The 19,172-nt window shown below is 75.3% G+C and carries 20 protein-coding genes; 6 read left to right on the top strand and 14 right to left on the bottom strand.

Features of this window, described 5'->3' with window-relative positions; all coding sequences use genetic code 11:
• Positions 1 to 102: 102 nt before the first annotated feature.
• Positions 103 to 552, top strand: coding sequence for an ester cyclase (locus ACI8AF_RS14950; protein ID WP_456540513.1), 450 nt, complete (start codon positions 103 to 105; stop codon positions 550 to 552).
• A gap of 3 nt (positions 553 to 555) precedes the next feature.
• Here the strand turns inward: ACI8AF_RS14950 and ACI8AF_RS14945 are convergent, their stop codons facing one another.
• From ACI8AF_RS14945 to ACI8AF_RS14935, 3 genes are all read right to left on the bottom strand, one after another.
• Positions 556 to 852: an anti-sigma factor family protein gene (locus ACI8AF_RS14945; protein ID WP_456540512.1), complete on the bottom strand. Its 297-nt coding sequence runs from the start codon at positions 850 to 852 to the stop codon at positions 556 to 558.
• Positions 845 to 1,564 (bottom strand): RNA polymerase sigma factor, encoded by a 720-nt coding sequence (locus tag ACI8AF_RS14940; RefSeq protein WP_456540511.1) that lies wholly within the window; start codon positions 1,562 to 1,564, stop codon positions 845 to 847. The genes ACI8AF_RS14945 and ACI8AF_RS14940 overlap by 8 nt, the downstream gene beginning before the upstream one ends.
• A gap of 106 nt (positions 1,565 to 1,670) precedes the next feature.
• Positions 1,671 to 3,500 (bottom strand): glycoside hydrolase family 15 protein, encoded by a 1,830-nt coding sequence (locus ACI8AF_RS14935; RefSeq protein ID WP_456540510.1) that lies wholly within the window; start codon positions 3,498 to 3,500, stop codon positions 1,671 to 1,673.
• 120 nt (positions 3,501 to 3,620) lie between these two features.
• On the opposite strand from ACI8AF_RS14935, the gene ACI8AF_RS14930 reads away from it, so the two are divergent.
• Both ACI8AF_RS14930 and ACI8AF_RS14925 read left to right on the top strand, forming a co-directional pair.
• Entirely contained in the window at positions 3,621 to 5,018 is a 1,398-nt protein-coding gene (locus ACI8AF_RS14930) for a dihydrolipoyl dehydrogenase family protein (protein ID WP_456540509.1), read from the top strand.
• 10 nt (positions 5,019 to 5,028) lie between these two features.
• The gene (locus tag ACI8AF_RS14925; RefSeq protein WP_456540508.1) at positions 5,029 to 6,258 is read left to right on the top strand and encodes a cation:proton antiporter domain-containing protein; all 1,230 of its coding nucleotides are present in this window, start codon (positions 5,029 to 5,031) and stop codon (positions 6,256 to 6,258) included.
• A gap of 23 nt (positions 6,259 to 6,281) precedes the next feature.
• Here the strand turns inward: ACI8AF_RS14925 and ACI8AF_RS14920 are convergent, their stop codons facing one another.
• The 6 genes from ACI8AF_RS14920 to ACI8AF_RS14895 form a co-directional block, all read right to left on the bottom strand.
• Entirely contained in the window at positions 6,282 to 6,953 is a 672-nt protein-coding gene (locus ACI8AF_RS14920) for a hypothetical protein (RefSeq protein WP_456540507.1), read from the bottom strand.
• Positions 6,954 to 7,059: 106 nt separating this feature from the next.
• The gene (locus tag ACI8AF_RS14915; RefSeq protein ID WP_456540506.1) at positions 7,060 to 8,673 is read right to left on the bottom strand and encodes an FAD-dependent oxidoreductase; all 1,614 of its coding nucleotides are present in this window, start codon (positions 8,671 to 8,673) and stop codon (positions 7,060 to 7,062) included.
• A gap of 13 nt (positions 8,674 to 8,686) precedes the next feature.
• On the bottom strand, positions 8,687 to 9,619 hold the full coding sequence (locus ACI8AF_RS14910; protein ID WP_456540505.1) for a cyclase family protein: 933 nt from the start codon (positions 9,617 to 9,619) through the stop codon (positions 8,687 to 8,689).
• A complete protein-coding gene (locus tag ACI8AF_RS14905) occupies positions 9,616 to 10,437 on the bottom strand; it encodes a glucose 1-dehydrogenase (RefSeq protein ID WP_456540504.1) in 822 nt (273 codons plus the stop codon). Before ACI8AF_RS14905 ends, ACI8AF_RS14910 begins: the two co-directional genes overlap by 4 nt.
• Positions 10,434 to 11,111 carry a hypothetical protein gene (locus ACI8AF_RS14900; RefSeq protein ID WP_456540503.1) on the bottom strand — a complete coding sequence of 226 codons (678 nt, stop codon included), beginning with the start codon at positions 11,109 to 11,111 and terminating at the stop codon, positions 10,434 to 10,436. Before ACI8AF_RS14900 ends, ACI8AF_RS14905 begins: the two co-directional genes overlap by 4 nt.
• A gap of 35 nt (positions 11,112 to 11,146) precedes the next feature.
• Complete coding sequence (locus tag ACI8AF_RS14895) at positions 11,147 to 11,770, bottom strand: PadR family transcriptional regulator (protein WP_456540502.1); 624 nt, start codon at positions 11,768 to 11,770, stop codon at positions 11,147 to 11,149.
• Positions 11,771 to 11,829: 59 nt separating this feature from the next.
• Between ACI8AF_RS14895 and ACI8AF_RS14890 the strand changes: the two genes are divergently transcribed.
• From ACI8AF_RS14890 to ACI8AF_RS14880, 3 genes are all read left to right on the top strand, one after another.
• On the top strand, positions 11,830 to 12,711 hold the full coding sequence (locus tag ACI8AF_RS14890; RefSeq protein ID WP_456540501.1) for a class I SAM-dependent methyltransferase: 882 nt from the start codon (positions 11,830 to 11,832) through the stop codon (positions 12,709 to 12,711).
• Positions 12,712 to 12,755: 44 nt separating this feature from the next.
• On the top strand, positions 12,756 to 13,367 hold the full coding sequence (locus ACI8AF_RS14885) for a hypothetical protein (protein WP_456540500.1): 612 nt from the start codon (positions 12,756 to 12,758) through the stop codon (positions 13,365 to 13,367).
• Between the two features lie 91 nt (positions 13,368 to 13,458).
• On the top strand, positions 13,459 to 13,707 hold the full coding sequence (locus ACI8AF_RS14880) for a hypothetical protein (RefSeq protein WP_456540499.1): 249 nt from the start codon (positions 13,459 to 13,461) through the stop codon (positions 13,705 to 13,707).
• Between the two features lie 11 nt (positions 13,708 to 13,718).
• Here ACI8AF_RS14880 and ACI8AF_RS14875 read toward each other — a convergent pair whose 3' ends face one another.
• From ACI8AF_RS14875 to ACI8AF_RS14855, 5 genes are all read right to left on the bottom strand, one after another.
• On the bottom strand, positions 13,719 to 15,365 hold the full coding sequence (locus ACI8AF_RS14875; protein ID WP_456540498.1) for an FAD-dependent monooxygenase: 1,647 nt from the start codon (positions 15,363 to 15,365) through the stop codon (positions 13,719 to 13,721).
• 170 nt (positions 15,366 to 15,535) lie between these two features.
• Complete coding sequence (locus ACI8AF_RS14870; RefSeq protein ID WP_456540497.1) at positions 15,536 to 16,789, bottom strand: DUF3500 domain-containing protein; 1,254 nt, start codon at positions 16,787 to 16,789, stop codon at positions 15,536 to 15,538.
• A complete protein-coding gene (locus ACI8AF_RS14865) occupies positions 16,789 to 17,640 on the bottom strand; it encodes a fumarylacetoacetate hydrolase family protein (protein WP_456540496.1) in 852 nt (283 codons plus the stop codon). Before ACI8AF_RS14865 ends, ACI8AF_RS14870 begins: the two co-directional genes overlap by 1 nt.
• Positions 17,641 to 17,657: 17 nt before the next feature.
• Positions 17,658 to 18,572 (bottom strand): alpha/beta hydrolase fold domain-containing protein, encoded by a 915-nt coding sequence (locus ACI8AF_RS14860; protein WP_456540495.1) that lies wholly within the window; start codon positions 18,570 to 18,572, stop codon positions 17,658 to 17,660.
• Positions 18,573 to 18,574: 2 nt separating this feature from the next.
• Positions 18,575 to 19,129 (bottom strand): quercetin 2,3-dioxygenase, encoded by a 555-nt coding sequence (locus ACI8AF_RS14855; RefSeq protein ID WP_456540494.1) that lies wholly within the window; start codon positions 19,127 to 19,129, stop codon positions 18,575 to 18,577.
• Between the last annotated feature and the right edge of the window lie 43 nt (positions 19,130 to 19,172).

Below are 19,172 nucleotides of genomic sequence, written 5' to 3'. Positions count from 1 at the left end.
TAGACCGTTGGGGCACCAAACATTGGACCGCCAACGGTGATGCTCGACGCACTGGAGGCGGGTAGGTTCCGCCCTCTCGACGGCACGGCACGAGGAGGGGACATGGCTGGTCCGGCGTCCGGCCGCCCGGAGACCTGGGCACCGGCCTACTTCGACGCGTGGAACACCCGCGACCCGGCCGCGATCGCGGCGTTCATGGCCGACGACCTCGTCTGGGTGGACAACGGCGGTGGCGACCGGCTCACCGGCGTCGCCGCGTTCCGGGAGTACGTCGCCGGGCTGTCGGCCACGTTCTCCAGCGACTACCGGTTCGAGCCGGGCGACGTCGTGGGCGACGAGGCGGGCTACGCGATCGAGTGGACCATGGTCGGCACGCACGACCGGGCGGCGCCGACGCGGGGGCTGCCGGCCACCGGCCGCACCTTCCGCTTCCCGGCGGTCTCGGTCGGGCGGGTGCGCGACGGCCTCGTCGTGGAGAACCACGACTACTGGAACCTGGCCGCCTTCCTCCAGCAGGTGGGCCTGATGCCCGCGGCCGCCCGCGCCGGGTGACCGCTACCGGCGCCGGTCCCCGTCGGGACCGTGCAGCGCCGTGAAGACGTCGAGCAGCCGGTCCCGGGCGGCCGGCGGCAGGGTGGGCGCCGGTACGGTCCGGAGCGCGGCGGTGGTGGCGCGCATCTGCTCCAGGTAGACCCGGCAGGGCTCGCACAGCTCGAGGTGGTCGGCGACGGCGCGCTCGAGGGTCTCGGGCAGCGTGCCCTCGAGGTGCTCGGTCACGAGCTCGACGAACTCCTGGCAGGCGATCTCCAGGACGTCGTCGGCGGGAGGCCGTGGGCCCGGCAGCTCAGCCACGAGGCCCTCCTTCCCCCGCGGCGCCGCGGTACACGTCCTCCAGCCGGGCGCGCAGCCGCGAGCGCCCCCGGTGCAGCAGGATCCGCTGGTTGCCGGGACTGAGGGCCAGCCGCTCGCAGACCTCCTCCGCGGTCAGCCCGTGCACGTCCCGCAGCTCGACGACCACGCGCTGGCGTTCGGGCAGCTCGTCGAGGGCCACCCGCAGCTCGGACCGGATCTCGGCGGCCACGGCGGCGTCCTCCGGCGGCGGCTGCCACGCCACGGGCAGCCCGGCGTCGGTCCAGTGGCGCGGCCAGCGGTCGTCCGGTCCGCGGAAGCGGGCGCGGTCCACCGCCGGGCCGTCGTCCCCCTCGCCGTCGGGGAACGCCGTCGACCACGGCACGGACCGGGCCTCCTGCGCGCCGCGGGACCGGGCCCGGTTCTCCAGGATGCGGAACACCCAGGTGCGCAGCGACGAGCGGCCCTCGAAGCGGTCCAGCTGCCGGATGACGGCGAGCCACGTGTCCTGGACGACCTCCTCGGCGGAGGCCCGGGTCGACACGTGCATCAGGGCCACCCGCAGCAGGACCGGCGTCCAGGCGTCGACCAGCTCGGCGAACGCGGCGCGGTCGCCCGCGCGCAGCCGCTCGAGGAGCTGCTCCTGCGCGGCGCTCCCGCCCTCGACGACGGCGGCCGCCACGGCCGACGGGGGACCCGTGTCGGGCTGCTGCATGCGGCTGCTCCTCGCCGGACGGCGGCCGGGAACCGAGCCCCGTCCCGGACATCATGGAGAGGGTCGGGAGCCCGCGTCAGGGACCGAGGTCCCGCGTGCACCGGGCTCATCGCCGCGCGCGCTCCGCCTGGTCGATCGCCCAGGCGGCGTTGACCAGCCCGATGTGGCTGAAGGCCTGCGGCACGTTGCCGAGCAGCTCCCCGGTCGCCGGGTCGATCTCCTCCGAGAGCAGGCCGAGGTCGTTGGCGAACGCCGCCGCCCGCTCGAAGACCTCCCGGGCGCGCTCGACCTGCCCGGACAGCGCGAGCGCCTGCGCCAGCCAGAAGGTGCAGAGCAGGAACGTCCCCTCCTCGCCGGCCAGCCCGTCCACGCCCTCCTCCGTGCGGTAGCGGTAGACCAGGCCCCGGTCGTCGGTCAGCCGGTCGGCGATCGCGTCGATGGTCGCCAGCATCCGCGGGTCGTCCGCGGGCAGGAACCCGACGATCGGGAGCATCAGGTTCGACGCGTCCAGGGCGGTCGACCCGAAGTACTGGGTGAAGGCACCCGCCTCCTCGTTCCAGCCCTGCTGCAGGACGGCGTCGGCGATCTCCTCGCGCACCTTCTGCCACTCGTCGACCCGGTGCTCGCAGCGCAGCTGCGGCGCCAGGGCGATGGCCCGGTCCAGTGCCACCCAGCACATGACCTTGGAGTAGAGGAAGTGCTGCGGCTCGCCCCGCACCTCCCAGATGCCCTGGTCCGCGTCCCGCCAGCGGACGGCGGCGGTGTCGGCGCAGGCGGCCAGGAACCAGCGGGTCTCCTCGTCGAGGGCGGGCAGCTGGTCGGCCAGCCGTGCCGCCGCGCCGAGCAGCTCGCCGTACACGTCGACCTGGCGCTGGTCCCACGCGCCGTTGCCGACGCGGACCGGGCGGCTGTCCCGCCAGCCCCGCAGGTGACCGAGGGTCCGCTCGCTCAGGTCGTGCTCGCCGCCGACGCCGAACATGATCTGCAGGGACATGCCGGGGCCGATGCCGCCGGCGCCGGCGGTGGTCATGAAGCCGAAGAAGTCCTCCGCCTCGTCGGGGCACGCGGCGACCCACAGCGCCTCCATCGTGAAGCTCGCGTCGCGCACCCAGGCGTAGCGGTAGTCCCAGTTGCGCTCGCCGCCCACGCCCTCCGGCAGGGAGGTCGTCGCGGCGGCGACGACGGCGCCGCTGGGCTGGTACGACAGCCCCTGCAGCACCCGTCCCGAGTGGTGGACCAGGTCGGCCCAGGGCCCGTCGTAGGACTGGTGCAGCGCGCACCACGACTCCCACGAGACCAGCGTGCGGTCCAGCAGCTCGGCCAGCTCCTCCTGCGACCAGACGTGCGCGGACACCGCGTCGCCGAGGGTGCTGCGCTGCAGCGCCAGGTGCACGACGTCGCCCGCCTCCAGGTGCAGACGGGCGGTGGCGCGCCCCTCCCGCAGGTCGGCGCCCCCGGGCAGGGTGAGCACCAGCCAGTCGGCCCCGCCCCGGGCGGCGACCCCGCCGTCCAGGTGCGAGAGCAGCGGGACGATCAGCCCGTACTCCGGCCGCGGCCGGTAGTCGACGACGACGTCGACCGCGCCCGCGGTGCAGGCGAGCCGGCGGACCAGCACGTGCGGCACGTCGGTGCCGATCCGGTGGCCGTCGTTCTCCGGGCCGAGGCCCAGGGCGTCGGTGAGCACGAGCTCACCGCCCGCGGTGCGGAACGTGGTCTCGAGGGCCAGCGAGCGGTCCGCGTACCGCCGGGTGGCGGTCCAGTCGGCGTCCGGCCGCACCGACCAGTGGCCGGCGTCGTCGTCGAGCAGCTGCGCGAAGACCGCCGGGCCGTCGAAGCGGGGGAAGCACAGCCACTGGACCGTCCCGGCCCGGTCGACCAGGGCACACGAGTGCCGGTCGGAGAGGAAGGCGAGGTCGGCGATCGGGGTGTCGCTCATCGGAACTCCCGGAGGTCGGCGGTCGTGCCGGTCCAGTCCCGCGGGTGACCCGCCCGTTACGCGTAACGCGGCACCGCGGCGCGGGACGACGGTGGGGCAGCGACTGCCCGAGGAGGTCCCATGTCCCCGTCCCAGCAGGTCGACCTCGAGGTCGACGTCGTCGTCGTCGGTGGCGGGCCCGCGGGGGAGGTGCTCGCGGGCCGGTGCGCGGACCGGGGGGTCGACGTCGCGCTGGTCGAGACGGAACTGGTCGGCGGCGAGTGCTCGTACTGGGGGTGCATCCCGAGCAAGACCCTGCTGCGGCCCGGCGACGTGCTGGCCGCGGTCCGGCGGGTCCCGGGTGCCGCCCGCGCGGCCGGCGGCGCGATCGACGTGCCCGCCGTCCTCGCCCGGCGCGATCTCATGACGTCGTCCTGGGACGACCGCGGGCAGGAGGCCTGGCTGGCCGAGCACGGCGTCCGGCTCGTCCGCGGGACCGGCCGGCTGGCCGGCCCGCGCCGGGTCGAGGTCGCGGGCGGGCCGGTCCTGGCGGCGCGGCGCGCGGTGGTGCTGGCCACCGGCAGCGCCGCGGTCCTGCCGCCGGTCCCCGGCCTCGCCGACGTGCGGCCGTGGGACAACCGGGCGGCGACGGCGGCCAAGGAGGTCCCCCCGCGGCTGCTCGTCCTCGGCGGCGGCGCCGTGGGGCTGGAGCTGGCGCAGGCGTTCGCCCGCCTCGGCGCGCAGGTCACCGTCGTCGAGGGCGGCGACCGGCTGCTGCCCCGGGAGGAGCCCTTCGCCGGCGAGCAGGTGCGGACGGCGTTCGAGCAGGAGGGGATCGCCGTCCGGCTGGGCGCCCTGCTGACCGGCGTCCGCCGGGAGGGCACCGACGGACCGGTGCACGGCACCCTGAGCACGGGCGAGCGGGTGGTCGCCGACGAGGTGCTGGTGGCGGTGGGCCGTCGGCCGCGCACGGACGACGTCGGCCTGGAGACCGTGGGGCTCCCGCCGGGCCGGCCGGTGGCGGTGGACGACCGGCTGCGGGCGCTGGGCGTCGACGGCGGCTGGCTGCACGCCGTCGGCGACTGCACCGGCCTGGCGCCGCTGACCCACATGGGCAAGTACCAGGCCCGCGTGGCCGCCGACGTGCTCACCGGTCGCGACGTCCGGGACGTCGCCAGCCGGGCCGCGGTCACCCGGGTGACGTTCACCGACCCGCAGGTCTGCGCGGTCGGCCCCACCGCCGCGCAGGCCCGGGAGGCGGGGCTGCGCGTGCGCACGATCGACGTCCCCACCGGCGAGGTCCCCGGCTCCTACGTCCTGGGCGAGGGGCTGGTGGGGACCACCAGGCTCGTGCTGGACGAGACCGCCGGCGTGCTGGTCGGCGCCACCGTCACCGGCAACGGGGTGCAGGAGCTCCTGCACTCGGCGGCCGTCGCGGTCGCCGCCCGCGTCCCGCTGGAGGACCTGCGGCACGCGGTCCCGGCGTTCCCCACCGTCGCCGAGGTGTGGCTGCACGCCCTCGACGCGGCCGGTCTGTGAGGGGTGCGCGATGCCCGACGTGTCGTTCACCAACCTGCTGCTGGTCGCGCTCGTCGCCGCGGCCGTGCCGCTCGCTCTCGGGTGGGCCCCGCGCGTGCGGGTGCCCTCGGTGGTCCTCGAGATCGTCGTCGGCGTCGTCCTCGGCCCGTCCGTGCTCGGGTGGGTGGAGGTCGACCTCCCCGTGGCCGTCCTCTCGGTGGTCGGCCTGGCGTTCCTGCTGCTGCTGGCCGGCCTGGAGATCGACCTGCGCGGCCTGCGCGGCCGCACGCTCGGCATCGCCGGGGTCGGGTACGCCGTCAGCGTCGCCCTCGCCGTGCTGGTCGGGCTGGGGGCCGCCGGGCTCGGCTGGACGAGCAGCCCGCTGTTCCTCGCGATCGCGCTCACCTCGACCGCGCTGGGCCTGGTCGTGCCGGTGCTCAAGGACGCCGGCCAGGTCGGTTCGCCGGTCGGGCAGGCCACGATCGCCGGCGCCACGGTCGCCGACTTCTGCGCGATCGTGCTGCTGACGCTGCTGTTCTCCGCCTCCGGGGGCGGCGCCGGCACGACGGCGGCGCTGATCGGCGCCTTCGGCGTCCTCGTGGCGGTGCTCGCGGTGGCGCTGGGCCGGATCGGCATGTCGATGCGGCTCGGCGAGGTGCTGGTGCGGCTGCAGGACACGACCGCCGAGATCCGGGTGCGGCTCGTCGTCCTGCTGCTGGTCGCGTTCGTCGCCCTGGCCGAGCGGCTCGGCCTCGAGCTGCTGCTGGGGGCGTTCCTCGCGGGGGCGCTGGTCGGCCTGCTCGACCGCGACGCGGCGTCGCACCCGCGGTTCCGGGCCAAGCTGGAGGCCCTCGGCTTCGGCTTCGTGGTGCCGGTGTTCTTCGTGGCCAGCGGGATCCGCCTCGACCTGCGCGGCCTGGTGGAGGAGCCCTCGGCGCTGCTGCGGGTGCCGGTGTTCCTGGCCGTGCTGCTCGTCGTGCGCGGGGTGCCGGCCGCGCTGCACCGCCGGTCGCTCGGCCGGACCGGCGCACTGGCCGCCGGCCTGCTGCAGGCCACGTCGCTGCCGTTCCTGGTCACCGCCGTGCAGATCGGCGAGGAGACCGGGCGGCTGGACCCGGTGACCGGGGCGGCCCTGGTCTGCGCCGGCCTGCTGTCGGTGCTGGTCTTCCCGGCGCTGGCCCTGGCCCTGCTCGGCCGCGACGGCGGAGGCGGCCGGGGGACCGGGGAGGCCCGGCGGCCCCGCACCGCGGCGCACGCCTGAGGCCTGCACCCGAGGCGTGGCGCTCAGGTGACCTCGCGCTCCAGGGAGACGCGGGGGACGGTGAGCACGGCCTTCAGCGAACCGACGAGGCCCAGGCCCGCGACGGCGACGGCGCACCACGCGCCGAGGTCGAAGCGGGCCGGGCTCCAGCCCGCCTCGGCGAGGAGGACGACGACGCCGGCGGTGGCGATGCCCGCGACGAACAGCTCCAGGACGCCGACGACCCGGTGGGTCCGCGCCGGGCGGAGCAGCAGCAGGCCGAGCAGGAGCAGGACGCCGCCGCCGAGCACGACGGCGAGGACGGGCCACAGCGGGCCGCCGAGGAGCGTCGCCATGCCGGCCCCGGCCTCCGCGACGCCGTCGCTGACCAGCACCACACCGACGTCGTCCCGGCCCCGGAGCCACGGGACCCACAGGCTCACGCCCGCCGCGACACCGGCCAGGACGAGCAGGACCGCCGCGAGGACGTCCGCCCTCCGCGCGACCACGAGCCGGACGCCCGGCCCCGGGCCGTCCGGCTCGTCGACGGCAGGCGGTCCGTCGTCCTCGTCGTACTCGGCGGGGAAGCCCAGGATCATCGGGCGGTCGCGGACCACGTTGTGCTCGAAGCGGACGTCGCCGGCGCGGGGAGGCGGCGCGGCTCTGCCCGCCGCAGGTCGGCCGATCCGGGAGCGCTGCTGCTCGTGCACGGACATGCTTCCTCCGACCGCGCTGGGCGCCGGGAAGAGGGGCGCCCTCGGTCCTGAGGATAGGGCGGCGGGAGCCGTCCGGCAGCACGAATCGGAACGGTGCCGATCCGGGTCAGCGGACCCGGTCGACCGCCGGTCGCGGCTGCCGCGGCGCCGGCACGAGAGCCTCGGCCGGCACCCGGGCCCCGAGCCGCTCGGCGATCCCGTCGGCCACCCGCAGCGCGTTGGCGATGATCGTCAGCGTCGGGTTCACCGCCGTGCTGGACACGAAGAAGCTCGAGTCGGCGACGTAGAGGTTGTCCACCTCGTGCATCCGGCAGTCGAGGTCCAGCGGGGCGGTGGCCGGGTCCGGGCCGAAGCGGATGGTGCCGTTCTGGTGCGCCACCCCGCCGATGCCCAGCTGCCCGCCGGCGTACTGCCGGTTCTCGTACACGTCGGGCTCGCAGCGGAGCCCGTCGAGCAGGCCCATCAGCCGCATCCGCAGCCGGGCGACCTCGGCGGCGTTGGTCCGCGTGTAGCGCAGGGAGATGCCGCCGTCGCGGTCGACGGTGACCCGGTTGCCGTCCAGCGGCAGGTCCTCGGTGGTCAGCCAGAAGTCGATCGAGTGGCGGGCCAGGTCGGCCGGGTCCCGCGCGTCGGGGACGTCGAAGCCGATGAGGACGGCGTCGCTCTTGCCGTTCATCTGGATCGAGCCGACCGGGTACTCCCAGTCGGGGTCGAAGGGGTCGGACCAGTAGAAGTCGTTGACCCCGAGGGTCTTCTGGAACCGCGTCGGGTTGGGCGTCCGCGAGAACGCGACCAGCCCCGAGTTGTTGTGCAGCATCAGGTGCCGGCCCACGTGCCCGCTGCCGTTGCCCAGCCCGGCCGGGTGCCGGTCGGACGCCGAGGCGAGGAGCAGCGCGGCGGAGTTGATCGCGCCCGCCGCGAGGACGACGACGTCCGCGGTGTACTCCTCGCGCTCGCCGTCCCGGTCCACGACGACGCGGGAGACGCTCCGGCCTGACGGGTCGGTCTCCAGCCGGACGACCCGCGCCCCCGTGCGCAGCTCGACGTTCGGGTGCCGCAGGGCCGGCTCGACCGTCATCACCTGGGCGTCGGCCTTGCCGTTGACCAGGCACGGGAAGCCGTCGCACGTCGCGCACCGGATGCAGGCGGACAGGTGCGGCCGCGCCTCGTCGAGCAGGATGCCGTTCGGCAGGGAGAAGGGGTGCAGCCCGGCCGCGGTCAGGTCGGCGCGCAGCTGGGCGATGCGGGGCTCGTCGCTGATCGCCGGCCAGGGGTAGGGCCCGCCCGCCGGCGGCTCGTCGGGGTCCTCGCCGCGCGTGCCGTGCACCTGGTAGAGCCGCTCGGCCCGGTCGTACCACGGCGCCAGGTCGGCGTAGGAGATCGGCCAGGCGGGCGAGACGCCGTCCACGTGCTGGACGGCGCCGAAGTCCCGCTCCCGGAAGCGGTAGAGGATCGCGCCGTAGAACTTCGTGTTCCCGCCGACGTAGTAGTGCTGCTTCGGCGTGAACCGGTGGCCGTCCGAGCCGTCGGTCCACTGCCCGCTGTTGGCGTACCGCTTGCCGGCCCACAGCGCCTGCGGGTCCCAGTTCTGCGGCTCGCGCGGCAACCAGCCGCCGCGCTCGAGGAGCAGGACCTTCTTCCCGGTGGGCGCCAGGGCCCAGGTGACGGCGCCCCCGCCGGCCCCGGACCCGATCACGATGACGTCGGCGTGCTCGGCCATGGTTCTCTCCTGCTCAGGTGATCGCGAGGGGTGTGACCCAGGCGCCGGTGGCGCCGCGGAGCTTGGCGTGGCTGACGACGAGCAGGAACTCGCGCAGCCCGGCGGCGGCCGCCTCGGCCAGCCGCAGGTTCTCCAGCACGACGACGCCGTGCCGGACGTTGAGGGTCTGGGGGACGACGAACGGCTCGGCCGGGTCCTCGGCCGGCACCGGCCCGTAGCTCCAGGTGTCGCAGCCGGTGAGGGCGACCCGGTGCTCGGCCAGCCAGCCGGCCAGCGCGAGACCCGGGCCGGGCTCCCCGGAGGAGTACCGCTCGTCGTCGGCACCCCAGAGCCCGCCCCAGCCGGTGTGGAGCAGCACCGCGTCGCCGGGGCGCAGGGTGCGGTCGCCCAGCGCCGCCTCCGCGTCGGCGATCGTGACGACGTCCCCGGGCCCGAGCCGCTCGACCCCGCGGACCGCGGCGACGTCGAGCAACAGGCCGCGCGTGACCACCTGCGGCAGCGTCTCGACGCCGAGCCGGTTGGTGCCCCAGTCCTCGGCGATGTCGGCGAGCCGGTGGCCGTTGTACGTGCGGTCGCCGGCCTGCAGGTGGTTGAGCGCGTCGAGGTGGGTGCCCAACTGCTGGGTGGCGGTGATCTGCTCGACCACCCAGTTGACCCCGTTGCGGCCCCACCCGTCGGGGCCGCCGTCCGGCCGCCGCCGGTTGACGTGGTGGGAGTTGGTGGTCAGGTACGACCGGAAGGTGCGCCCGGGGAAGGCGGGCACGTCGGCGTGCAGCACGTGCGCGAGGTCGAACACCCGGCCGGAGCGCACGAGGGAGACGGCGGCCAGCACGGTCGCCGGGGTGATCTCGTTGAGCGCGCCGGCGGCGTCGTCAGGGCCCCAGCGGGAGGGGAACCACCCCGCCGTCCGCTCGGCGACCGACGGCGGGGTGCGGAGCTCGGTCACTCGGACGACCAGGTCGTCTCGAACGACGGGTAGAGGGTCAGCCCGCCGTCGACGAACACGGTCTGGCCGGTGATGTACGCGGCCTCGTCGGAGCAGAGGAAGGCGGTCACCGCGGCCATCTCCTCGGCATCGCCGGCGCGGCGCATCGGGATGTGGCTCTCGACCATCTCCCGCTTGACCGGGTCGTCGATCCAGGAGCGGTTGATCGGGGTCACCGTGGCGCCGGGGCCGATGCCGTTGACCCGGATGCCGCGCGCGGCGTACTCCAGCGCGAGCGTGCGGGTGAGGTTCTGCATCCCGCCCTTGGACACCGAGTAGCCGACGAAGCGCGGCTTCGGGATCACCTGGTGGACGCTGGAGACGTTGACGATGCTGCCGGCCTCGCCGGCACGCAGCCACGCGCGGATCGCCTGCTGGCTGCACAGGAAGGCGCCGCGCAGGTTGACCGCCAGCACCTTGTCGAACGCCGCCACCGGCAGCTCGTCGGTGTCGGCGGCGATCTGGATGCCGGCGTTGTTGACGAGCAGGTCGACCCGGCCGTAGTCGGACAGGACCTGGTCGAACATCGCGCCGACCTGGTCCTCCTGCGAGACGTCGGCGGCGACGAGGACCGGGCGCGTCCCGGCCGCGGAGATCTCCTTCATGCAGATCTCGACGCCGTGCTCGATGGCGTCCCGCGTCTCCTCGGCGCCCTCGGGCGGACCGACGTAGTTGATCGCGACGTCGACGCCCTCCCGGCCGAGCCGGATGGCGATCGCCTGCCCGATCCCCGAGCTCCCCCCGGTCACCAGCGCCTTCTTGCCCTGCAGACCCTTCACGTCCTGCTCCTGTCGGTGAGTACCCGTGCCCGTCCCTCCGAGAAGAAGGCGACGGCGTCCTGCGCGGAGGTGGTGCCGGCGGCGTCCCGCGCCGCCCCGAACGGTGCGTTCCAGAAGGCGTGCGGGGACGTCGGTCCCCCGTGGGGGCCGACGTAGGCGTACGGCTCCGGGAGGGCGGCGTCGCCGGGGGAGAAGCCGTAGTTCACCGCGTCGACGGTGATGCCGAGATCGAGGTGCTCGGGCCAGAGCACCGGCGTCGTCGGCTCCCCGAGCCGTGCGGCGAAGCGGCGCAGCGCGGTGTCGCCGAGGGCGAACCAGTCGGCGAGCCGGCGGGCGGCGGCCGTGTCGACGACCAGCGGCGCGTCCGGGTCGGGCGGGGTCGCGGGCGGGTAGCTGCCGCGCAGACCGAGCTCCACCCCGGCGAACGCGGCGGCGTCCCCGAGCGTGCTCAGCGGGCGGGACCGCAGCCGGGTGCCGTCGACGACGAGCAGCTGGTCACCGACGACCGCGAGCTGCCGGCCGGCGACGCCGACCGTGGTGGCGAGCCCGCCGGGGTACGGGCGGAGGCGGATCGTCCCGGCGGCGGCGAACTGCCCGGCGGCCAGGACGTGCTCGGCGACGCGGTGCCAGGCCTCCCGGGTCCGGGCCGGCGCCGCCGGGGTGGTGAGCGTCATGCACCCGTGGTCCGCCGCCGGCGGACGGCGTTACGTCACCACTCGGCGCGGCGGAGGATCTCCTGCTGCGCCTCCGGGTCGGGCGCCGCCCGGGCCGGGTCGTCCGGCCACCGCTCGACCTGCTGCGTCGCCCAGTCCGCCCACCGGGCGACGAGGGCGTAGAAGTCGGTGAGGAACGCGCCGGCCAGCATGGTCTGCGCCGCGCGCTGCTGGAACGGTCCGGTGCCCCCGGCGTAGGCCCGGGCGGCGCGCAGGTTCTCCTGGTTCCGCTCCACGGCCCAGGCGCGGGCCGCGGCCAGCGACGCCAGCGTGTCGGCCTTGGTGCCGGAGTCGGAGAACCAGACCTTGAGCAGCTGCTCCCACTCCAGGGCCGGGCCGTTCCCCGGCTCGGTCAGCCAGTCCGCCAGCGCGCGACGGCCCGCGGGGGTGATCGAGTACACCGTGCGCGGACGGCGGCCCACCTGCTCGGTGGTGGCCACCGCCAGGCCGGCCGACACCAGCTTCTTCGGTTCCTCGTAGAGCTTGCTCTGGGCGCGCGGCCAGATCCGGCCCAGACTGCGGTCCATCTGGCGCGTCAGCTCGTAGGTGCTCCACGGCTGGACGGCGAGCAGGCCGAGGATCGCGTACGACGTCGTCGTCAGCGGCCGGGCGCTTGACACATGGTCCCCCTGGGAGTAAGCCGGTTTAATCCCAAAGGGACTATATCGAGGGGGATCCGATGGTCACTCCGCAGCTCGCGGTGGACCCGCGGAACGCCGACCAGCTCCGGGCCTGGGACGGCGAGGAGGGGTCCTACTGGGCCCGGCACGCCGGCGTCTTCGAGCGCTCGACGGCGCGCTACGACGACGCGCTGTTCGCCGCCGCCGGGATCGGTCCGGGCGAGCGCGTGCTCGACATCGGCTGCGGCACCGGGTCCACCACCCGGGAGGCCGGCCGGCGGGCGGTCTCCGGTGCCGTGCTCGGCGTCGACCTGTCCTCCGCGATGCTCGCCGTGGCCCGGCGGGCCGCGGCCGACCTGCCCCACGTCGCCTTCCTGCAGGCCGACGCGCAGGTGCACCCCTTCGACGAGGGGTCGTTCGACGTCGCGGTCAGCCGCACGGGCGCGATGTTCTTCGCCGACCCGGTCGCGGCCTTCGCCAACATCGGCCGCGCGCTGCGGCCCGGTGGGCGGCTGGTGCTGCTGGTCTGGCAGGCCGTCGCCCGCAACGAGTGGTTCCGCGCCCTGACCGGAGCGCTGGCGGCCGGCCGGGACCTGCCGGCCCCGCCGGGCGGGCTGCCCCCCTTCTCCCTCGCCGATCCCGCCCGGGTGCGCGCCGTCCTGTCGGCGGCCGGGTTCACCGGTGTCGGGCTGACCGGCATCGAGGAGCCGGAGTGGCTGGGCCCGGACGCGGCGACCGCCACCGATTTCGTGCTCGGTCTCCTCGGCTGGCTGCTCGACGGCCTCGACGCCGACCGGCGGGACCGGGCGGTGGCCGCGCTGCGCGCGACGATCGAGGCGCACGTCGGTCAGGACGGCGTCGAGTTCGGCTCCGCCGCCTGGCTCGTCACCGCGCGGCGGCAGGGCCTTCCGGCCGTCGACGGCGGCGCCACCGGGTCCTAGCCTCTGGCTCCGCACGGGGGTCACTCGACGACGGGAGGCTCGCGGTGTTCGCTCAGGTGATCCAGGGCAGGACGACGGACCCGGCCGGTCTGCGGGCGGCGATGGACCGCTGGATGCGGGAGCTCCAGCCGGGCTCGGTCGGTTGGCTCGGCAGCACCGGCGGGGTGACCGACGACGGTCAGGTGGTGGTCGTGGCCCGGTTCGAGTCGGCGGACGCGGCCCGGCGGAACTCCGAGCGGCCGGAGCAGGGCGCCTGGTGGGAGGAGACCCAGCGGCTCTTCGACGGCGAGGTGACCTTCCTCGACAGCGAGGCCGTGGAGGTCGACCTCCGCGGCGAGCCCGACCGCGCCGGGTTCGTGCAGGTGATGCAGGGGCAGGTGACCGACCCGGACCGGGCGCGCAAAGTGGTCGAGGAGATGTCGACCGACGAGATGGCGCGGTTCCGGCCCGACGTCGTCGGCAGCGTGATGATCGCCCACGACGAGGGCCGCTGGACGCAGGTCGTCTACTTCACCTCGGAGGCCGAGGCGCGCGAGGGGGAGCGCAAGGCGCCGCCGCCGGAGATGCAGGCCGCGATGGAGGAGCTGGCCCAGATCGGCGCCGGGGAGGTGACCTACTTCGACCTCCGGGAGCCGCTGATGCACTCGCCGGGCTGAGGCGGGGGCGCGCCGCCGCATCCGCGTGTAACCGCACGGCCGAAGGACGGACTGAGAGGGCGACGGGCCTGTCCGGGAGGGGTGAGCGGCCATGCGGTGCAGCACCGACGAGGGGACGCGGCTGCGTGAGCTGGCGCGCCGCGGGCAGGGCCCGGTGGAGGTCACCCTGCTCTGGGACCAGGGGTCCGGGGGAACGGTCGTGGTCGTCTGGAACTGGGGCTCCGGGGCGTGCCTCCGGCTGGAGGTCGCGGCGGACCAGGCCGGCTTCGCCTACGCCCACCCCTACGCCTACGCCGCCGCGCGCGGCGTCCCGGAGGCGGAGATCCGGCGGGTCGCCTGACGGCGGGCGGCTCAGCGGCCGGCGGCGGCCGGCTCGACCGCGGCGGGTCGCCGCCCGCGGCCCACGACGGTGTCGAGCACCGCGTCGACGTCGGTGTCCCCGGCGCCCCGCCAGGCGACGTGCTGGTCGGGGCGGACGAGCAGCAGGTCGGCGCCGTAGTGCACGCGCAGCCGCGGCAGGTGCACCAGGTCCAGCAGGCGGACCGGCACCCCGGCGCGGGCCGCGGCGTCGAGGAACGGGCCGGCGTCGGCCTCCGGCGCCAGCCGGACGAGGGTGAAGACGTCGCCGAGCAGGTCGTAGACGGAGGTGCTGTCGGGCAGCCAGGCGTGCGGCAGCCGCGCGCCGGGGTGCGCCGACGGCGTGTAGCGGACGACGTCCCGTGCCGGGCGCGGACCGGCATCGGGGACGACGACCGGGGAGTCCGGGTAGTCGTAGCCGAGCACCAGGCCGAGGCTGTGGAACTCGGGGTCCTTGACCTGGAGCGCGTCGGCGACCCGGGCCCGCAGCGCCTCGCCGGCGGGGGTGTCGGCGTCGAGCTCGTCGGCGGCGAACGAGGGGGCGAGGAACGCCTCCTGGCTGCCGGCGGCGTCGATGGTGCGCAGCGCGACCGGCCGGCGCTCGGGCTCGTAGCTGTCGAGCAGCGAGGCCGGGGCCCAGCCCTGCAGGACGGCGGCGAGCTTCCAGCCGAGGTTGACCGCGTCGCCGACGCAGGTGTTGAACCCGTGGCCACCCCACGGCGGGTTGAGGTGCGCGGCGTCGCCGACCAGGAACACCCGCTCGCCGCGGTACCTGTTCACGAGCAGCATGCGGGCCGACCACGGGTCGGTGGCCAGGACGTCGAGGTCGATGTCCGCACCGACCAGCTCGCGGACCAGCGCCACCGGGTCGACGCCGGCGGTGTGCTCGTCCACGCCCTGGACGATCGCCCACCAGGTGCCGTCGAGGTCCAGCCGGCCCATCAGCCCGCCCCGGGTAGCGCCGATGACCCAGTAGTGGACGCCGAGCGCGCACAGCGGCCGCTCCTCGAGCGCCCGGCTGCGGAAGGTGATCGACATGTTGGGCAGGACGCCGGAGGAGCCCTCGTAGCGGGCGCCGATCGCGGCACGGCTGATGCCGCTGCTGCCGTCGCAACCGAGGAGGTACTCGGCGGACACCTCGTGCCTGCTGCCGTCCGGGGCCTCCAGCCCGGCGCGGGCCCCGCGCGGCCCGTCGACGACCGACATGGCCCGCCAGCCGGTCAGCAGGGTGACGCCGGGCAGCGCCGCGGCGGTCTCGCGCAGCACCTCCTCGACGACGTTCTGCGGGGCCTGCTGGCCGGGCTCGGCGAGGAACTCCTGCCGGTCGGGGAACAGCGCGAAGGCGTTGCGGAAGCGGGTGATCTCGTGCCCGAACAGGCCGGTGCAGAAGACGACGTCCTGGGCGTGCCCGACGGGGAGCGGGGCGACGGCGCGCAGCCGGTCGGCCACGCCCCAGCGGCGCAGGTGCTCCATGGTGCGGGCGCTGGTGGTCTTGGCGCGGGGCCGCAGCGGGTCGGGCGTGGTGCGCGGCTCGACGACGAGCACCTCGATCCCGCGCCGGCCGAGCTCGATCGCGGCGGCCAGCCCGCTGGGGCCGCCGCCGACGACCAGCACCGGGACACGGGCAGGCACGGCGGTCATCGCAGATCTCCTGTCGGAAGGCACCGCTCGGCGGGCGAGCGGACGTGCGGGGAGGTGCGCCGGGAGCCGGCCGGCCCCGCTCAGCGCCTCCCCAGCATCCGTGGCGGGGGTCACCCCGGCGTAGGCCGTTGCCATTGAGCGGCAGGGTCTGCGAGACCCGATCGTCCGGCTCAGCAGGCGGCGTGCCGCTCCTGCCACAGCCGCACCCACGCCCGGCCGTAGTCGTTGCCGTGCGGGGTGCGCAGCACGGTGTGGACGTGGAACGGCTGCGGGGTGTCGTGGTCGAGGAAGACGCCGCAGTGGTGGTCGAGCTCGGCGATGACCACCGGCGACTGCAGCCGGTAGTAGAAGACGTCGCCGGGGCCGTGCCCGCCGATCCAGGAGAACCAGGTCTCGTCGAGGTGTGCCTCGATCTCGCGCATCCGCGCCCGGCGGGGACCCTCGGGCAGCAGCGCCACGAAGCTCTCGGCGACGGCCAGCGCCGCCTGCTGCGCCTCGGCGGGCAGGTCGGCGACCCGGACGCCCTCGAACGGGATGACCCGGTTGTCCTGGAAAGCGCCGGCCAGGTGCCGCTCGTCGCCGGGGTGCACCCGGCCCTCCGGCATGGCGGGGTCGACCATCTGCGCGTAGACGGTCGCCTGCGCCCGCTGGCCGTCGGTCAGGGCGGCCATGAGCCGGCGGCCGAGGGCGATGCGGTCGGCGAAGACGTCGCGCAGCCCGGCCCGCGGGCCGGCGTCGATCTCGTCGGGCTCGGCGCCGAGGAAGACCGGCGAGAGGACCATGCGGCCCTCGACCACGACGCAGTTGAGCGCGCAGTGGTGGCCGAAGAGCTGCCAGCCCCACGGGGCCCGGGTGTCGGGCTCGCCGTAGAGGGCGATGTTGTAGCTCCACTCGTTGAGCACGGTGGTCAGGTCGACCACCTCGCCGAGGAAGCCGTTGATCAGCATCATCGCGTGGGCCAGCGCGAAACCCTCGGGGGAGAGGGAGGCGCGCACCAGGGCCAGCGCCTTCTCCCGCACCTCCTGGGGCTGCAGGTCCAGGCGCAGGCCGGTGTCGAACTGCATGAACTCCGGGTTGGCCCAGGTCTGCCACTCGACGGCGTCGACGTCGAAGGAGATCCGCTCGCGGCCCTCGTCGTCCAGCGCGGCCAGCAGGGCGTTGGCGGACTCGACCATCGCGGCGACCGGGGCCTGCTCGCCGGGCTCGGCGGGGGCGAGGGTGTAGAGGTCCGGGCGGAGCGTGCCGTCCTCGGTGACGCCGCGGAACCCGGTGCGGTACAGCGGGGTCCAGCCCTCGACCAGTCCGCCGGTGAACGTGCCCGGCGTCCGGGCGTGCTCGCGGTAGGTGTAGGGGTCCATGCCGCGGACCTCGGCCAGCCGCGGGTGGTCGTGCGGGAAGAGGTACTGGCGGTACTCGCCGGACATCAGGCCTGCTTCCGGGTGTCGTTGGCGACGACGGGGTTGGTCAGGGTGCCGAGGCGCTCGACCTCGACCTCGACGACGTCGCCGGGCTGCAGCAGCCAGCGGGGCTCGCGGGCGTAGCCGACACCGGACGGGGTGCCGGTCGCCAGCAGGTCGCCGGGGCGCAGCGTGAACGTGTGGCTGATCAGGGAGAGGGTGTCGCCGACGGTGTAGACCATCTCGTCGGTGGAGCCGTCCTGGACGGTCTCGCCGTTGACCCGGGTCCGCACCCGCAGCCCGTCGCGCAGGTCGCCGACCTCGGCCGCGGGCACGATCGGCCCGAGCGGACCGGAGCCGTCGCCGTTCTTGCCGAGGATCCACTGGCTGGTGAGCTTCTGCGCCCGCCGCGAGGTGATGTCGTTGAAGGTCGAGTAGCCGACGACGGCGGCCAGCGCCTCGTCCGGGGTGGCGTCGACCAGCGTGGCGCCGACGTAGGCGACGACCTCGCCCTCCCAGTCGACGCCCTCCTCGTTCGACGGCACTGGCACCGGGGCGCCGCCGACCGACAGCGACCGCGTCCAGCGGGCGAACAGCGTCGGGTGCTCCGGCAGCTCCTGGCCGGCGAACGAGCCCTCGGCGACGTGCTTGAGGTAGTTCAGCCCGATGCAGATGACCCGGGCGCCGGGCAGCACCGGCGGCACGAGCTCCACGTCCGCCGCGGGCACGGTCTCGCCGTCGGGGGTGCGCGCCAGGTGCCCGGCGGCGTCGGCCCAGAACTCCTCCAGCCCGGCGACCACGGTCACCGACGCGCCGTCGTCCGACAGCGCCGCCACCTCGACCGCTCCGCCGTCCCGGCGGGTGCCCACGAACCTCATCTGTCCTCTCCCTCTCGTCAGCGGCGGACGCCGGAGCGCCGGCGCAGGACGTCGATCGTGCGGTCGAGCGCCTGCTGCGCGGCTCCGGCGGAACCGAGCCACATGTGGTCGGCGCCTTCGTACAGGTCAAGCTCGGCGTCCGCACCCGCTTCGACCAGGGCGGCGTAGAGCCGTTCGCTCTGCACGCACGGCACGAACCGGTCGGCCGCGCCGTGCAGCAGCAGGAACGGCGGGGCGTCCGGCGTCACGTGCGCGACCGGGCTGGCCTGGGCGGCGAGCGCGGGGACGTCCCGCGCGGGGGCGCCGAGCAGCTGCGCCTCCCGGGTGGTCGGGTCGGCCGGGTCGGCGGCCGCGTCGGCGGCGAACCCGACGAGGTCGGTCGGCGGGTACCAGGCGACGACGGCGGCGACCGCGCTCGACCCGTCGCGGTACCCGACGTCCCCCTCGAGGGACGGGTCGGTGAGCAGGCCGAGCAGCGCGGCGAGGTGGCCGCCGGCCGACTCGCCCCAGGCAGCGATCCGGTCGGGGTCGACGCCGACGTCGCCGGCGCGGGCCCGCAGCCAGCGGACCGCGGCCTTGGCGTCGTGCAGCTGCGCCGGCCAGACGGCCTCGCCGGAGAGCCGGTAGTCGACGCTGGCGACGGCGAGCCCGGCCTGCGCGACGCGCTCGAACGGGGTCGGGTCGGCGCCGCGGTAGGCGGGCCCGGCCGCGTGCCGGGAGCCCAGCCGCCAGCCGCCGCCGTGCAGGAAGACGACGACCGGGTGCGGGCCGTCCCCGGCGGGCAGGTACAGGTCGAGCTCGAGCGGGCGGATGCCGGGGACGGCCGCGTACGGGATGCCGAGCAGCAGGCGGGTGCCGCCCGCTCCGGGGTGGGCCGGCGGCAGCGGCAGCTCGTGCGCCGGCGGGGGCAGCGGCAGGGCGGGCGTGGGCACGGTCAGGCGTCGGGCCAGGTGTAGTCCGGCATGAACCGCATGTTGTGCTGCTGCGCCGCCGCCTGCATGCGCGGGAAGTCGGGGACGAACGGTGGCTGCTCGGTCGTGGCGTGGTCGGTCGGCGTGCCCATGTGCTGGAAGAACCGCTCGAAGCCGCCGGAGAGCGTGCCCATCATCCGGGCGTCCTCGACGATCTGGTAGGCGTGCGCGAAGCCGGCCGGCACGAAGCCGAAGTCGCCCGGCGTGAGCAGCGACGACTGCTGCTGCCCCTCGGCGTCCTCGAAGAAGAGCTTCACCTCGCCCTCGAGCACGTAGAACGTCTCGTGGGTCGCGTTGTGCGAATGGGTCGGGATGACGTCGCCGGCGGGCGAGTCGGCGGTGATGATCCCGAACTGGTTCTCGGTCTCGTCGCCGGAGAGCAGCACCGTGAACAGGTCCCGGAACAGCATCGCCGTCTCACCCTCGCCGCGGCGCAGCACGTAGGGGACCGGCCTGCCGGGCAGCACGCCCTTCCACTGCGGGCCCTCGGCCGGGTCGATCAGGTACTCGAAGCTCACGGGGCTCTCCTCCGGGGTCGGCGTCGACTCCCCGAAGCATCGG

The organism is Blastococcus sp. SYSU D00669, from assembly GCF_054050715.1.
The sequence above is the reverse complement of the archived record's forward strand: the minus strand, read 5'-3'. Positions and strand labels throughout refer to the sequence as shown.